We start from the raw sequence: 15173 nt of genomic DNA, 5'->3' as shown, positions 1-15173 counted from the left end.
ACATCAAGAAATGTAGATGAACTAGAGGAGTGAAATTGATGAAAAAAATACCAGTGATTATTGATTGTGACCCAGGAATTGACGATGTTATGGCGTTATTATTAGCCTTTTCCCGAGATGATCTGGATATAAAATTAATTACAACGGAACCAGGAAATCAAACGCAAGATAAAACGGTCTACAATGCTAGAGCATTCACAAGCTACATGAAACAAAATATTGAAATCGCAAGGGGGTTTGATCATCCTTTCTTCCGTGAATTGGAGGTTGCTGATGATGTTCATGGGGAAAGTGGGTTAGGAGAAGTCATTTTACCGAAGCCGGATTTACTCGAAAGTGATAGAACAGCCATAAATGCTTTAATAGATGTTTTAACTGAAAGTGAGGAACCGATTGTTTTAATCGCAACTGGACCACTTACAAATATCGGAGCATTGCTGCTTGCTCATCCAGAAGTAAAAGAAAAAATCAGCTATATTTCGTATATGGGTGGTGCAGCTATAGCTGGCAATATGAGTCCTTTTGCAGAATTTAATGTATATGTTGATCCACATGCAGCCGATATCGTTTATCGTTCAGGAATTCCTATTATCATGAGCGGACTTGATGTTACTCATAAAGCGTATGTCAATATGGAAGAGTTACATCAAATTGAAAGTATGGGGACAGATTTATCACAAAAAATTGGCGCAATGCTTCGCTTCTATATACAAAATGCAAAAAATAATGATTTCCAAGAAACTGATTTCGAAAATGGGTTTCGTTTGCATGATCTATGTGCTGTGTCATATGTTGTCACGCCAGAACTTTTTGAAGGAGAAGATTGCTTTGTAGCGGTTGAGACAGAAGGGCGCCACACTGCTGGTGCGACCGTTGTAGATTATATGCACCGTTCCGGAAAACCTCGTAATGTAAAAGTATTGCACTCGGTCAATCGTGAAGCCTTTGTTAATCAATTTATGGAAGCGGTTGCAAAAATGGGCCGTCAAATCAGTCAATAATTAAAAAAGGTGGGAAACCAAGATGAAACGTAGTTTTAAAGATGACTTTAATATGATGTCTATGCTTCTTATTCCTATTGGTGTAGCAGTGAATATTGTCGGTTTTCAAATTGCTAACGTTTTAAGGCTCCCTATTTTTCTTGATACGATTGGAACCATATTAATCGGGGTCGTTGCTGGTCCTTGGGTTGCATTACTTGCTGGATTAATTACAAACCTTATAAATGGTATTTTTAATCCTACGTATTTTCCATATGCCATTACATCTGTGGCGATTGGAATAGGGGTAGGATACTTGTCTAAAGGAGGAATGTTTAAAAATATTCCTAAAACGATTATTTCCGGTATTGTGATTACTTTTATTGCTGTTATTGTATCTGCTCCAATTACGGTGTTAGTTTTTGGAGGAGCTACTGGAGGTACAGGATCTATTCTTACAGCTACATTCCTTGCTTCAGGACAAAAAATTTGGAGTGCCGTATTCGCTTCATCCTTTATCTTTGAAATTGCGGACAAAGTTGTATCGGCTCTAATCGTTTACTTTATTGTAAGAAAAATGTCTGATCGTTATTTATCAAAAATGAATTATGGGACTCTGTATATGAAACGTGAAGACCGATAATTGAACTCTTTCCGTTCTGCCTGAGCGGAAAGATCTACTTTTTTTGAGGAGGGTTCGTCGTGCAGAAAAATTTCATTCAGCGGTTGCATCCAATGACTAAATTCTTCTTTGCATTACTTGTATCAGCTGCCGTTCTTATTATTCCCGAGTTTATATTCTCATTTCTAGTTTTCCCAATTTTACTTCTTATAGCTGCCGCTGCAGGCATTGTGAAAGAATTTTTGGGTACTGTCATGAAGGCTTTGTTATTTTTACTAATCATCATTTTCTTCATGCAGCTCTTGTTCTATCCAGGTGATCATGTGATGGGACAATGGGGAATATTTAAGTGGACTGAGGAAGGCTTGGATTATGGATTAACGCTTACGTCTCGCATTCTGGCGATGGGTTCTGCCTTTATATTATTTTTCCGTTTGACAGATGTTCGTGACTTCGTAAAATCGCTAGAAGATGCAGGCCTCCCTCCAATGGGAGCTTATGTAGTTTTATCAACATTGCAAATTATTCCTGAAATGCGACGCCATGCGAACACAATTATGGATGCCCAAAAAACACGTGGGGTAGAAACGGAAGGATCATTGTTAACGAGAGCGAAAGCATTTATCCCAACCTTAACTCCTCTCATATTATCATCTATATCAAGTACTGAAGAACGAGCAATTACTTTAGAGTCGAGAGCTTTTTCTGCTCCAACAAAGAAGACTAGCTTGCATAAGCTAACAAAAAGTACAGCTGATCGAATTTTGCCATTCGTCTACATGATCATTTTAGTAGGTTTGGTGTTCTGGAGGGTCCTCACATGAATTTTATCATTGAAATGAAAAATGTCTCATATCGATATCCAGTTAGTGATGATTGGAACATAAAAAATGCGTCTTTTAAAATTGAAAAGGGGAAATTTACAGCCATTATTGGCAATAATGGCTCCGGTAAAACGACCCTATGTAATATCATACGAGGATTCATTCCACACTTTTATAAAGGAGACCTTGAAGGGGACGTTATTGTCGATGATAAAAGAATAGTAGAATATCAATTAGGACAATTAGGAGGAAAAATTGGATATGTCTTTCAAAACCCTTTCATCCAAGTATCAGGTGTAAAAGATACTGTCTTTGACGAAGTAGCGTTTGGTCTCGAAAATTTAGGTGTAGAAGAAAATGAAATTATTGACAGAGTAAATGAAATATTAAAGCTTATAAAAATCGAACATTTACGAGGAAAGCATCCAATGGGACTTTCAGGTGGTCAACGTCAACGTGTTGCACTTGCTTCGATCATCGTCATGAATCCCGATATTCTTGTCATTGACGAGCCAACATCTCAGTTAGATCCAATTGGAACAGAGCATGTATTTGATATCATTCGTCTCATGAAAGAACAGGGAAAAACTATTATCCTAGTAGAACATAAAATGGACTTAATTGCTGAATATGCGGACAATCTAATTGTCCTCAATAATGGAGAAATAGTATTACAAGGTCCGACTCGAGGAGTTTTTGCGGACCCACGATATGGGGAATATAACATTCAATATCCTCATGTAACCGAGGTCGCTCTAAATTTACAAAAAGACGGAGTTCATTTAAAATATGTTCCAATTCGCGATGAGGAATTACCTGAAAGCATAAGTTGGGCAAGTGTAGGGGAGAGTGCTTATGACTGAACTTCAACTGAAAAACGTTAGTTTCGCTTATCCCGATGGAACAAAAGCATTAGAAAATTTGACACTTACGGTTCCGGCTGGTCAACGTCTAGCGATTATTGGACAAAACGGGGCCGGAAAAACAACCGCAGTAAAATTGATGAACGGCCTCTTAAAGCCAACTGAAGGTGAGGTATATGTTGCGGATTGGAATACAAAAGATTATACGACAGCTCAAGTATCTCGAAAGGTTGGTTATGTATTTCAAAACCCGGACGATCAAATTTTCCACAATAATGTAGAATTAGAAGTACAGTTTGGACCTAAAAATATGGGCTTTGATCCAGAACGTGTAGCAATGCTAACGGATTGGGCTATGGAATTATGCGGAATTAGTAATGTTTCGCAAGAAAATCCTTATAATCTCCCATATTCTGTACGTAAATTTGTTACAATTGCTTCGGTTTTAGCAATGGATTCCGATGTGATTATTTTAGATGAGCCGACAGCTGGACAGGATCGTGTCGGATTAGATTTATTAAGTGTGCTCTTAGACGAATTGGAGAGAAAGGGAAAGACTGTTATTGCGATTACACACGATATGGAATTTGTCACGAATTATTTCTCTCGAATTGTAGTAATGGCAAATCGTAGGATTATTGCAGATGATGTTTCGGAACATATTTTTTATAATCATGCGATATTAGAAGAAAGTATGCTAAAGCCACCTGCAGTTGCTAAAATGGCCAACATATTGGGTTTGGAGAAAGGAATCATGACAAAAGGTCAATTATTATCCGTATTAAAGAAAAAGAGATTTTAAGAAAGGATGATAGCTGGCATGGATATTTCATTAGTCGGAAGCATTAATATAGATCTTGTCTATCGTGTTCCCTACATTGTAAATAAAGGTGAAACACTTCACAGTGCGTCTCATAGTGTTCATTTCGGTGGAAAAGGTGCAAACCAAGCAGTAACAGCAAGCCAGCTAGGAGCAAATGTTCATTTTATTGGGAAAGTAGGAAAAGATGATTTCGGGGAACAAGCGATAAACAATTTAAAAGATAGAGGCGTTTATATTGATTCCGTTCAAAAGGAAGGAGCTACTGGGCAAGCGATGATCCAAGTGACAGATGCCGGTGGTAATGCGATTGTTTTGTTTCCTGGTGCAAACTTTTTAGTTACTCCTAAACAAATTGAACAGGAAGCTACTATCATTTCTTCAAGTAAGGTACTCCTTCTTCAGCTTGAAATACCGCTTGATGCAGTTGAAAAGGCAGTGGAAATCGCATCTCAACATGGGAAAATCGTAATCCTTAATCCAGCTCCATCTCAAAAATTACCAGATTCTTTATTGAAGAACATTACATTATTAACACCGAATGAAACAGAACTTGCGCAGTTGACGGGTATTGAAACGACAACGGAAGAAGATATTCGCTCTGCATGTAAGTTATTGCTAGATAAAGGAGTCGGAACAGTAATCGTTACACTTGGATCTAAAGGTTCTTTTTATATAAACCATGTAGAAAGTGGCTGGGTTCAAGCGTTGAGCGTTGACACGATCGATACAACTGGTGCGGGAGATGCATTTAATGGAGCTTTAGCAGTAGGACTATGCAGGGGTGATTCGCTTCGAAGTTCGATCGATTTTGCCACGAAAGTTGCGGCATATGTCGTTACTCAAATGGGCGCACAGCCTCTTATCCTACAATCAGTCTTGAAATAAATTCTATCCGTAGCTCTTCGTAATTATTGCGAAGCAGCTACGTTTTTTTAGATGTATTCTTGCTATTGTAAAATCTTCGCTAGGTAAAAAAACAAATTCTTCTTAAAAGGAGGAATAATACTTAGGGTGTCGAAATATTGTACTAAGTAATGAAATTTCAACACAAAGGGGAAATAAAATATGACATTGAAACAAGGGATAAAACCAGAAAATCTATATCAATTAAAATCAGTGGCAGATCCACAAGTATCACCTGACGGAACAGAAGTTGTGTATGTAGAGACGCATATTGATGAGAAGAAAAAGGACTACGTATCTAATTTATTTTACATAAACTTGCATGAAAAAAAGCCACAACAATGGACATTTGGAGAAGATAAAACGAATTCACCAGTTTGGTCTCCAGATGGCAGTAAAATCGCATTTGTATCAACGAGACATGGTAAGCCACAAATTTTTGTGCTTTCTAAAGCAGGTGGGGAAGCGAAACAAGTTACTAATTGTAAAAACGGTGCGACATCGCCTGTATGGTCTCCGTGTGGTAAGAATATTGCATTCTCAGTAAAGCTAGGTGAAAATGAAAGTATTTATGATAAAGCTGATAATGATAAGAAAGATGACAAAGAACTAAAACCACTTGAAATAGAAAACATGAAATATAAATCAGATTCAGCCGGTTTTATTGATATGGAACAATTTTCTCAAATTGCCATCGTCAATCTTGAATCTGGAGAATTAGAGCTAGTTACGGAAGGAAAACATAATTTACAACTTTGTTCATGGTCTCCAAATGGAAAATATCTTTCTTACATTGCTGACTTAGCAGAGGATTTAGATTTTTCATTCGTGGTTGATATTTACTTATTGGACTTAGAAACAAAACATGGCCGCAAGCTCACGGAAGGAACCGGGGTGTTTTACCAACCTTCATGGTCCCCGAATAGCCGTTACGTATCTTATGTTGGAAGTGAACGAGAATTTGAAAATGCAACACAAGCAAAGTTATGGATTTATGATTTGGAAAATAACAATACGACGTGTGTAACGAGTGAATTTGATGCGCCAGTCGGTGATTTTGTTGTCGGTGATTTCCTTCAAGGTGTCGTTGCTCCGAGTGTACAATGGTTGGAGGATAATAAAAGCTTTTACTTCCAAGTGACAGATCACGGAAATACTGCGATTTATTTTGGTAATCTTTCTGGAGAATTATATCCGGCTATTAATGATGATCAATACGTATATGGTTTTTCGCTTGATCAAAAAAATGATAAAGCGGTAGTCGCAATCAGCACTACTACAAATCCTGGCGATCTATTTTACGTGAATTTAAATACTGGTGAAAAGGAACAGCTGACGAAAGTTAATGAAGAATTTTTAAAGTCGAGAGAATTATCTGTTCCAGAAGCAGTTGAATATGAAGGGGCAGATGGCTGGAAAGTAAACGGTTGGATGATGAAGCCTATTGGCTATGAAGAAGGGGAGAAATATCCACTTATTCTTGAAATCCATGGTGGACCACACGCTATGTATGCCAACTCATATTTTAACGAATTCCAAATCCTTGCCGCAAAAGGTTATGCGGTTCTCTTTACGAATCCTCGCGGAAGCCATGGATATGGTCAAAAATTTGTTGATGCAGTCCGTGGTGATTATGGAGGCAATGATTATAATGATCTTATGGCTGCTGTTGATTATGCATTGGAGCATTATGATTTCATTGACAAAAACCGTCTCGGTGTTACAGGTGGGAGCTATGGGGGCTTCATGACAAACTGGATTGTCGGACATACAAATCGCTTTAAAGCAGCTGTTACGCAACGTTGTATTTCTAACTGGATTAGCTTTTACGGTGTAAGTGATATCGGCTATTACTTTAATGACTGGCAAATCCAAGCGGGACTAGACGATATAGAGAAGCTATGGAACCATTCGCCACTTAAATATGTGGACAATGTGGAGACGCCACTGTTAATTTTACACAGCGAAAAAGACTATCGCTGTCCGATTGAACAAGCAGAGCAATTATTTATTGCCTTGAAACATCGTAAAAAAGAAACTAAATTTGTTCGCTTCCCAGAATCCAATCACGAACTTTCTAGGAGCGGAAAACCAACGTTAAGAATCAATAGACTAGAATATATTAGGGATTGGTTTGTGAAATATCTATAAAATAAATATAGGTGGCAAAAGAAGTGAAGATACTTCTTTGGCCACCTTTATTTTATAGTAATTTTGAGAGAGAGAATGCTTTGTAATAATCAACATAGATGTAAAGTGATAATAAAGTTATTTAATTTTGCTATAAAAATAGGAGAGCCTTGTTACATTTTGTTGTAGTCAGACCCTTTAAGGTTGTTTAATTCTTATGCAATTAACGCATTTAATAACTAATCTTATGCATAGCTCACTCGTAAAAGCAGAAAATATGGTGAGGTGATTAGAATATGTTAAAAACAAAGATTGGTTATATTATCTGTTTTTTGATTATTTTAAGCTTATTTGTTTACAGTAAGTCCATAAATGCAAAATCTTTGGAGTTATCCTTCTCGCAATCGAATAGTGACAAAAGTGAACATAAACGAATTCAGGAATTGGAACAACGTTTAGATAGACTCGAACCACCTGAACCTACCACTATTCTTGACTCACCTTTCCCTTTTGAAAAAGTAACAGAGGTGCAATTTCCTACCGATGACATCCCCATTTCAGAAGTGGAAAAAGAAGGAGCGAAAATTCCGTTCAAAGTAATAAAAAGCGAACCGAACTATATTAGACCACTATTTAAAGAACAATGGCATAGCACATATGCGGGTGGGAGATGGAGTTATATTCCTTCTCGAATACACTATGCTCTCCACCGTATATTCCCTTTTTATGCCATTGGGTTATCTGCTGAATTTAATTTTCAACAGGAAGTAGGTATTATTTTTCCAACTGATGCAAATGAAGCAGACCTTGACCTGTATATAGTTGTGTTTCAAACAAATATTACAGATGTTTATACAAAAGGAAATCAAGTTGTTGTTGTTGGAACACCTAAACGAACAGGAGTAGAGGTTATAAGTATTAAAACAGCAGATATACACCCGAGTAATAAGGAGAAGTTTTTGTTAATTCAGTTAGCAACGAATGGGGCTGAACTTGATTATTCTTTAATTAGTTATCAACCACCCGATTTTTGGTTAAAACAAAAACAAAAATTAAATGAACGTGAAAAATCTAAAAAAGAGTGAACCTTTGCCTTATTAAGTAAGTTGAATAGCTGTTATTTTATATAATCATTCTTCTTCAACTAACCAGCACTGTCAGCACAAAAAGTGATTGCTCTAATTGAACAATAACCCCATTAGCTTGAAAACTCTTTTACGAACAAAGTACACATTAAAAAGGAGGTGCAAGTATGAAAAAAATTATTCTAGTTCCTTGTTTTTTACTGTTATTTCTATTTTCAACAACATTAACTTATGCTGAATCAGATTATTATCAGCCAGCTAAAGGGTCAAAAGAAGAAATAGTAATGGACTCGTTTTTTTCACTACTATTACCCAAAATCCAAGAAGCAGTTTCTAATTACTATTCGGATTATCTTACAGAGAGTCCTTTGGTGTATCCATATCAAATAAAAATTTTGGATTTGGAAAGAATAGGAACAAGTTTTATGTTTTCAGTAACCCTTGAAGTCACTCCAGTTTTGGGTGCACATAACCCAGTTGGAAGAGACCAGCTAACGTTTTCTATAACTCCAAATGAAGCCAAGCTTAAAGAATTTAAACACATGGAAACTTTTGAACTTCCACCGCATTTGCAAAATATCATAAAGAAAAAATAAATGATTGTAATGTTTAAAATTTGAATTTGGTCCCTAATTTCGGAATTTTTTTATACTTAACCTTAAAATAATCTAGTCAATATCTTCGGCTTTTTTGGCAGCTAGTCCAATAAGAGTTACTTTATTGTCACTAAGGAACTACAAGGTCGAAAACACCTTTTGAGAAACTGATCTAATCATTAATTATTCCATAATACACCAAATCCTCATATTTACCATCTTTCATGATATGATCCTTTAAAATTCCTTCTTGTTTCATGCCAATCTTCTCCATTACTTTTCCTGAAGCAGGGTTTGTTGAAAAATATCGGGCAAACACTTTGTGCAGTTTCTTTTCTTCAAAAGCAAATTGTACAATCGATTGTGCTGCCTCCGTTGCATAGCCTTTTCCCCAATATTCCTCGCCAATCCAATAGGCTATTTCACCTTGATTAAAATGTTTATTATTCGATAATGCAATGGCTCCAAATAATTCACCAGTTTCCTTATCTGTAACAGCAAACTCGTACGAAATATCCTCCATAAAATGATCGTAATGATGTTCCATCCATGATAATGCATCATTTAAACTATATGGATAAGGTAGGTACATGGTACTTTTATAAATATTATAGTTATTGCAAAGCTTTGCAACCGTTTCTGCATCGGATGTTTGAAATAATCTAAGAACGAGTCTTTCTGTAGTAATCATTAATTTTTCATGAACATATCCCATTCAATCATCTCCTCTATCGATATTTTATAAATTACGTGACATATCACCAAAGCGTGGGGTTCTATTTGAATTTGAGTGTTCGATCCACGACTTTTGGTGCTCTATCCACGACTTTGGGTGAATTCCGTTACGACTGGGCGCTTTGTAGCTGCCGCTTTGCTTTCGCTACAGAAAACATTTGTTGTTTCGCACAGGGAAAAGCTTCCTGGGGCGTCAGATGAGCGGCTGCGCTTCATTCAACTCATTTACATGGCAAAGGCAAACAATAAAAAATGTCATCCTAAATTTTGGAATGAGATGAATCTATTATATAGTAAACGGAAAATTCTAACAATATAAATAGGGGGAATCTAAATATTTCTCCCAAACAAAAAGACAGAATCACCAGGAAGTGATTCTGTCTAGGTTCATTAGTTAAGTTTTTTAATAAAAACAACCTTTAAGTAATTAAATTCTGGATATTCACGTGAGGCGCGGAAATCCTTTGGTAAGTTGTATTCTTCAACAATTTTATAGGCTGTTTTAGTTGTTTTAAATGCTTGGTCAATAAAGCTCTTGAATTTTTTCATACCAAAGCTTGAATTGTTCGTGGAAGCAACAATGACACCGTTTTTCTCCGTAATGGCGATTGTATCTACGAGTAATTTAGGATAGTCTTTCGCTGTTGAGAATGTTCTTTCTTTCGTACGTGCAAAGCTAGGTGGATCTAAAACGACAAGGTCAAATTTTAAATTATGGCGCTGAGCATATTTAAAGTAGTTGAAGACATCCATTACTTTAATATCTTGTGATTCGTAGTCGACGCTATTAACACTAAATTGCTCAATTGTTTTGGCCAAACTACGCTTCGCAACATCTACACTAGTTGTTTTTATTGCTCCACCAAGTGCCGCTGCAACAGAAAATGCCCCCGTATAGGAGAACGTATTTAGCACATTTTGACCGTCTGAATAACGTTCACGAATGGCAAGTCTTACATCTCGTTGGTCAAGGAAAATACCTGTCATGGCTCCATCGTTTAAATTGACAGCGTATTTCATACTATTTTCCGTTACGATAATCGGAAATTCACCAGGTGTTCCCATGACGAAATCGTCCTGTTCCATATACTGTCCTTTCGTATCGAAACGTTTTTTCTCATAAATGGCTTTGTAATCTACTGTCTCTGCAAGTGCTTCATATACCATTTCTTTAAATGAATAAATGCCTGCGCTATACCAGCTCACCATATAATAAGATTCGAAAAAGTCGATGGTTAAACCGCCGATACCATCACCTTCACCATTAAAGATTCGAAAGGCTGTTGTGTGAGGATTGTTGAAAAATGCTTCACGATTTTGTAGGGCTTTTTTTAATTTTTTCATAAAAAAGGCTTTGTCTATTTTTTCGTTAGCATCGGTTGTTAGCACCCAACCAATACCTTTGTTTTGTAAGCCGTAGTATCCTGTGCCAATAAAACGGTTATGAATATCCGTGAGTCTCAGTATTGCACCTTCCTCATTTGGAAGATGACGTGCATCAACTGCATCTTTTGAAATGAGAGGATAGCCTTTTTTTAATTGATTAGAAAATGGATTGTTAATTTGTAAAGCAATAGTTTGTGTCATGTTGTCATCCTTTAAAAAAACATTTTGCTCTATTATCGCATTATTTTATGCTGATAGACAAACTTATTTTACGAAATTAGCAATTTTTTCAGCTGTTTCAATCGTTGCTTGTTCGAAAAAATTCATTTTACTAAAGTAACTATGGATTAAACCAGGCATATTTACATGCTCAACAGTCACTCCGGCATCTGTAAGCTTTTGTGCGTATGCAATACCTTCATCGTAAAGGACATCCGCCTCTGCAGCTATAATGATCGTTTTCGGTAAAACACTTAAGTCGTCAATCTGAAGTGGGGATACAAGTGGATCCATATAGTTTTCTTTATCTGTATAATGACCTGCAAACCACTGCATTCCTTGTTTGTCTAAGCCAAAGTGTTCTCCGTAAGCATTGTAAGAGGCTGTTGTAAAATCTACATTAACTACAGGATAAATAAGTGCCTGCGCTTTGATCGCTGGTCCATTTAATGTTGCAGCTAAGTAGGCAACAACTGTTGCTAAATTTCCGCCTGCGCTATCACCAGCAACAGTAAGATTTACTCGATCTCCACCGAAACTTTCGATGTTTTCGTAAACCCACATGAAACTGTCATAGGCATCGTAGAGCGGTGTAGGGAATGGATATTCTGGTGCTAGACGATAATCAACCGATACAACGATTGCTTGCGCTTTTGCTGCTAATAGTTGACAGCCTGCATCCGTAGAGTCACAATTTCCAAATACCCAACCGCCTCCATGATAATAAACAATGACTGGAAGTTTTTTGTTTAAAACAGGTCTATAAATGCGCACATTAATTTGTGCGCCATCTCGAACTGATATTTTTTTATTTTCGATAGCCGCAAGCTGTGGGCTATGAGGTGATGTCCATTTTGGCACTATTCGAACGGCTCTCGCTTCATGTGGTGTTAAATCATAATATTGTTTAGAAGAATCACTTACTTTTATATAACGGACTGCTTCGTCTCTTAATTTTGTCATCTTCATCAATCCTTTAAATTTCTTTTGTGCATCTCATTATAAACTATTCATATAAAATTACTAGGATTTAATATCGGAATAGAAAATAATTTACTTTCTAAGCAGAAATAATCTGATTGTAAAGTAAAATTATGTTTATAATATAATGGACGAAAGTATTTGGAGGTACGTGACAATATGATTTCTTTAATTGTGGCACATGATACTAATTATGTGATTGGCTATGAAAATGGCATGCCATGGCATTTGCCTGGGGATTTAAAATATTTTAAGGAGAAAACGATGGGGAAGCCAATGATTATGGGGCGTAAAACATTCGAATCCATCGGTAGACCGCTTCCTGGTCGACGTAATATTGTAATTACGCGTGATGAAAACTATCAAGCGGATGGGATTGAAGTGGTGACAAGCTTAGAGGATGCCCTCGCCCTTGCTGGGGATGTCCCGGAAATTATGATTATTGGCGGCGAGCAAATTTTCCGCTTATCCATGGATATCGCAGATCGCTTGTACATTACAAAAATCAATCATTCGTTTAATGGGGATACATACTTCCCGAATTATGAGCAGGATTTTGTACAAGTATCCTCAGTGGAGCCAGAAACAGCACCAGAGGGTTACACATTCCAATATGAGATTTTTGAACGTAAGAACTAAATAAAATAGCAACTAATAAGCACGGTGATGAATGACTGTGCTTATTTGGCGTTATTAAAAACATTGTTAAAGGTATTTGGGAATATTTGTAGAATTAATAAATACTATATCCATCTTAAGGCCTGATGAGTGCAGACATTATTATTTTTTTTGAGAGGAGTCATTGACAATGTGGAAACAATACTTTATCGAAACAAGCAGAGGACGATTTGAATACTTTGTACGTGGAGAAGGTGAACCATTAGCTATTACACATCTTTACATGGGCTTTGATGAACGAGGTCATTTATTTGCGAATCCTTTTACCGAACAATACAAAGTGTACTTAATCAATGTTAGAGGTGCTGGGAATTCAGCAGATATAGAGGTTGATGAGCAATTAAGCTTCACAGAAATTGTAAAAGATTTAGAGGCGATTCGAGAAGCATTAAAGCTTAAAGAATGGGCTTTTGCAGGTCATTCAACGGGTGGAATGCTTGCACTTCAATATGCAATAGATTCACCACACTCTTTAACAAAAATAGTAGCTGGATGTACAGCAGCAAGCAAAGAATACGGAAGTCACCCAAATAGTATCTATTGCGCTGAAAATAAACATTTCAATCGCATAATTGAAATAATGGATTTACTGAATAATCCGGATACAGTTCGAGAAGAGCGTCAGAAGTTAAGCTATGAATGGGCTTTAATGTCATATCATTCTGAGGAAAAATTAAAAGTAGCAATAACTCGTCCAAATAGTGGTCGCACAATAGGAAAAAATCTTGATTATTTTAGAAAAGTAGAAGTAAAAAGCTTTGATATTCGAGAACAATTGAAATCAATACATATACCAACCTATGTGTTTGCAGGTAGACATGACGCACAATGCCCTATTGAATTCGGTATTGAAATTGCCGATTTAATTCCTAATGCAACATTAACGATTTTTGAACAATCTAATCATAACCCGTTTATCGAGGAAGAGGAAGCTTTTGAAGAATTTGTCCAATTAACCTTATAATGGGAGTTGTTAATTCCAAAATTAGAATCAAACAAAAGGGGAACATCTATGAGAAAAATAACCTTATCAAATGGAGAAACAGTAGAAGTTGAATGTTTGAGCTGTGCAATAACGAGTGGGCTCATTAAACCTGATGGAGGTGTGGTCATTGAAACAGACTATTTTCATGCCCATCAAGATGTTGCTTATCCGATAAAGGGACTAATCATTTTAGCTTCCAAGCGCCATATAAAATGCTTTGATGAGCTAAACGATGAGGAAAAAATAGATTATATAAACCTCTTATCAAAAATCAGAAAGGCTCAAAGGGATGTATTAGGTATAGAGTACGTTTATTATTTTTATAATGAAGATACGACACATCATTTTCATACGTGGATGGTGCCTCGCTATGAATGGATGAACGAATTTGGACGTTCCGTAGAATCGATTAGACCGGTTCTACTTCATGCGAGAAATAAAATGAATAATGAAGTAAATAAACTAGAAGTGATGCATGCAATAAACGCATTAACGAGGCAATTAAAAGTTAGTACCCTATAAACAAAAAAATCGCTCCTTTGCATAAGAGAGCGATTTTTTATATTTATAAGTAAAAATAAACACAAGCATACATCGAGGCACAACCAGCTAACACAAATAGATGCCAAATCGTATGGTTATATGGAAGTGAACGCCAGGCGTAAAAGATAGCACCAATCGTATAGAAAAGCCCACCTGCTAACAGTAAAGCAAAACCATGAAAACCTAAGAAAAGATAAATAGGCTTGATGGCAAAAATAATTAACCAGCCCATAGCGATGTAAAAAATTAAAGAAAGCTTCTCAAATCGATTAATAAAAAAACATTTAAAAATAACGCCTAGTATGGCCAGTGACCAAATTATACATAATAAAGTAATACCTAGCGTGCCACCAATTGAAATTAAAAGGAAAGGTGTATACGTTCCTGCAATTAAAATATAAATAGAAGAATGGTCAAGAATAGCGAAAAAGTGCTTGTATTTTTCTGGCATACTATGTAGCAGTGTTGACATTAAAAATAAAACGATCACAGAGACACCAAAAATAGCAAACGTTGTAATTTGGAGTGCACTACCGGTTTGTACAGCTGCTAAAATAAGAACAACTAGTGCTGGAATACTTGCGATAAATCCAATGCCATGTGTAATGGCATTCCACAATTCTTCCTTCCATGTTTTATAGTCAAAAGAATCAATCATTTCGAACACTCCTTTCGTGTATACATTTACTATACCCCGATAATTTTCATCCTGGTATTTACATTTGTCATGTTTTCGACATCAAAAGTGTCATATAAATGTTTCTGTGCTAGAGGGACTTTGTTAGACAAGGATGCAACAAAGCGCTATAGTATCCAAGGT

General features: G+C 36.5%; 16 protein-coding genes. 12 read left to right on the top strand and 4 right to left on the bottom strand.

Features of this window, described 5'->3' with window-relative positions:
- The first annotated feature begins 38 nt into the window (after positions 1–38).
- The 9 genes from ACIQ7T_RS22795 to ACIQ7T_RS22755 all read left to right on the top strand — a co-directional run bounded on the left by ACIQ7T_RS22795 (position 39) and on the right by ACIQ7T_RS22755 (position 8826).
- Positions 39–1001 carry a nucleoside hydrolase gene (locus ACIQ7T_RS22795; RefSeq protein ID WP_370078883.1) on the top strand — a complete coding sequence of 321 codons (963 nt, stop codon included), beginning with the start codon at positions 39–41 and terminating at the stop codon, positions 999–1001.
- Between the two features lie 22 nt (positions 1002–1023).
- Entirely contained in the window at positions 1024–1623 is a 600-nt protein-coding gene (locus tag ACIQ7T_RS22790; RefSeq protein WP_370078881.1) for an ECF transporter S component, read from the top strand.
- Between the two features lie 59 nt (positions 1624–1682).
- A complete protein-coding gene (locus ACIQ7T_RS22785) occupies positions 1683–2426 on the top strand; it encodes an energy-coupling factor transporter transmembrane component T family protein (RefSeq protein WP_370078879.1) in 744 nt (247 codons plus the stop codon).
- Positions 2423–3289 (top strand): energy-coupling factor ABC transporter ATP-binding protein, encoded by an 867-nt coding sequence (locus ACIQ7T_RS22780; RefSeq protein ID WP_370078877.1) that lies wholly within the window; start codon positions 2423–2425, stop codon positions 3287–3289. The genes ACIQ7T_RS22785 and ACIQ7T_RS22780 overlap by 4 nt, the downstream gene beginning before the upstream one ends.
- Positions 3282–4091, top strand: a complete 810-nt coding sequence (locus ACIQ7T_RS22775) for an energy-coupling factor ABC transporter ATP-binding protein (RefSeq protein WP_402873807.1) — start codon at positions 3282–3284, stop codon at positions 4089–4091. Before ACIQ7T_RS22780 ends, ACIQ7T_RS22775 begins: the two co-directional genes overlap by 8 nt.
- Positions 4092–4109: 18 nt before the next feature.
- Positions 4110–4997: a ribokinase gene (gene rbsK / locus ACIQ7T_RS22770; protein ID WP_370078873.1), complete on the top strand. Its 888-nt coding sequence runs from the start codon at positions 4110–4112 to the stop codon at positions 4995–4997.
- Positions 4998–5177: 180 nt separating this feature from the next.
- The gene (locus ACIQ7T_RS22765; RefSeq protein ID WP_402873804.1) at positions 5178–7166 is read left to right on the top strand and encodes a S9 family peptidase; all 1989 of its coding nucleotides are present in this window, start codon (positions 5178–5180) and stop codon (positions 7164–7166) included.
- A gap of 275 nt (positions 7167–7441) precedes the next feature.
- The gene (locus ACIQ7T_RS22760) at positions 7442–8230 is read left to right on the top strand and encodes a hypothetical protein (RefSeq protein WP_370078869.1); all 789 of its coding nucleotides are present in this window, start codon (positions 7442–7444) and stop codon (positions 8228–8230) included.
- Positions 8231–8397: 167 nt separating this feature from the next.
- Entirely contained in the window at positions 8398–8826 is a 429-nt protein-coding gene (locus ACIQ7T_RS22755; protein WP_370078867.1) for a DUF3888 domain-containing protein, read from the top strand.
- A gap of 172 nt (positions 8827–8998) precedes the next feature.
- Here ACIQ7T_RS22755 and ACIQ7T_RS22750 read toward each other — a convergent pair whose 3' ends face one another.
- From ACIQ7T_RS22750 to ACIQ7T_RS22740, 3 genes are all read right to left on the bottom strand, one after another.
- Positions 8999–9541, bottom strand: coding sequence for a GNAT family N-acetyltransferase (locus tag ACIQ7T_RS22750; protein ID WP_370078865.1), 543 nt, complete (start codon positions 9539–9541; stop codon positions 8999–9001).
- A 410-nt stretch (positions 9542–9951) separates the two neighbouring features.
- A complete protein-coding gene (locus ACIQ7T_RS22745; RefSeq protein WP_402873800.1) occupies positions 9952–11148 on the bottom strand; it encodes a class I SAM-dependent rRNA methyltransferase in 1197 nt (398 codons plus the stop codon).
- 63 nt (positions 11149–11211) lie between these two features.
- Positions 11212–12129, bottom strand: coding sequence for an alpha/beta hydrolase (locus ACIQ7T_RS22740; RefSeq protein WP_370078861.1), 918 nt, complete (start codon positions 12127–12129; stop codon positions 11212–11214).
- Between the two features lie 177 nt (positions 12130–12306).
- Between ACIQ7T_RS22740 and ACIQ7T_RS22735 the strand changes: the two genes are divergently transcribed.
- From ACIQ7T_RS22735 to ACIQ7T_RS22725, 3 genes are all read left to right on the top strand, one after another.
- Positions 12307–12786 (top strand): dihydrofolate reductase, encoded by a 480-nt coding sequence (locus ACIQ7T_RS22735; protein WP_370078859.1) that lies wholly within the window; start codon positions 12307–12309, stop codon positions 12784–12786.
- A 169-nt stretch (positions 12787–12955) separates the two neighbouring features.
- Positions 12956–13789, top strand: coding sequence for an alpha/beta fold hydrolase (locus tag ACIQ7T_RS22730; protein ID WP_402873797.1), 834 nt, complete (start codon positions 12956–12958; stop codon positions 13787–13789).
- Between the two features lie 48 nt (positions 13790–13837).
- Positions 13838–14332: an HIT family protein gene (locus ACIQ7T_RS22725; RefSeq protein ID WP_370078855.1), complete on the top strand. Its 495-nt coding sequence runs from the start codon at positions 13838–13840 to the stop codon at positions 14330–14332.
- Between the two features lie 43 nt (positions 14333–14375).
- Here the strand turns inward: ACIQ7T_RS22725 and trhA are convergent, their stop codons facing one another.
- Positions 14376–15011 (bottom strand): PAQR family membrane homeostasis protein TrhA, encoded by a 636-nt coding sequence (gene trhA / locus ACIQ7T_RS22720; protein ID WP_370078853.1) that lies wholly within the window; start codon positions 15009–15011, stop codon positions 14376–14378.
- Positions 15012–15173: the final 162 nt, after the last annotated feature.

The organism is Lysinibacillus sp. NPDC096212 (assembly GCF_044763105.1).
In the GTDB taxonomy this organism is placed as follows: domain Bacteria; phylum Bacillota; class Bacilli; order Bacillales_A; family Planococcaceae; genus Lysinibacillus.
The sequence above is the reverse complement of the archived record's forward strand: the minus strand, read 5'-3'. Positions and strand labels throughout refer to the sequence as shown.

Bases quoted from the DNA above. Each gene is read 5' to 3' on its own strand.
- ACIQ7T_RS22795 (WP_370078883.1), top strand. From the start codon at position 39: ATGAAAAAAATACCAGTGATTATTGATTGTGACCCAGGAATTGACGAT.
- ACIQ7T_RS22790 (WP_370078881.1), top strand. From the start codon at position 1,024: ATGAAACGTAGTTTTAAAGATGACTTTAATATGATGTCTATGCTTCTT.
- ACIQ7T_RS22780 (WP_370078877.1), top strand. From the start codon at position 2,423: ATGAATTTTATCATTGAAATGAAAAATGTCTCATATCGATATCCAGTT.
- ACIQ7T_RS22775 (WP_402873807.1), top strand. From the start codon at position 3,282: ATGACTGAACTTCAACTGAAAAACGTTAGTTTCGCTTATCCCGATGGA.
- rbsK (WP_370078873.1), top strand. From the start codon at position 4,110: ATGGATATTTCATTAGTCGGAAGCATTAATATAGATCTTGTCTATCGT.
- ACIQ7T_RS22765 (WP_402873804.1), top strand. From the start codon at position 5,178: ATGACATTGAAACAAGGGATAAAACCAGAAAATCTATATCAATTAAAA.
- ACIQ7T_RS22760 (WP_370078869.1), top strand. From the start codon at position 7,442: ATGTTAAAAACAAAGATTGGTTATATTATCTGTTTTTTGATTATTTTA.
- ACIQ7T_RS22755 (WP_370078867.1), top strand. From the start codon at position 8,398: ATGAAAAAAATTATTCTAGTTCCTTGTTTTTTACTGTTATTTCTATTT.
- ACIQ7T_RS22750 (WP_370078865.1), bottom strand. From the start codon at position 9,541: ATGGGATATGTTCATGAAAAATTAATGATTACTACAGAAAGACTCGTT.
- ACIQ7T_RS22745 (WP_402873800.1), bottom strand. From the start codon at position 11,148: ATGACACAAACTATTGCTTTACAAATTAACAATCCATTTTCTAATCAA.
- ACIQ7T_RS22740 (WP_370078861.1), bottom strand. From the start codon at position 12,129: ATGACAAAATTAAGAGACGAAGCAGTCCGTTATATAAAAGTAAGTGAT.
- ACIQ7T_RS22735 (WP_370078859.1), top strand. From the start codon at position 12,307: ATGATTTCTTTAATTGTGGCACATGATACTAATTATGTGATTGGCTAT.
- ACIQ7T_RS22730 (WP_402873797.1), top strand. From the start codon at position 12,956: ATGTGGAAACAATACTTTATCGAAACAAGCAGAGGACGATTTGAATAC.
- ACIQ7T_RS22725 (WP_370078855.1), top strand. From the start codon at position 13,838: ATGAGAAAAATAACCTTATCAAATGGAGAAACAGTAGAAGTTGAATGT.
- trhA (WP_370078853.1), bottom strand. From the start codon at position 15,011: ATGATTGATTCTTTTGACTATAAAACATGGAAGGAAGAATTGTGGAAT.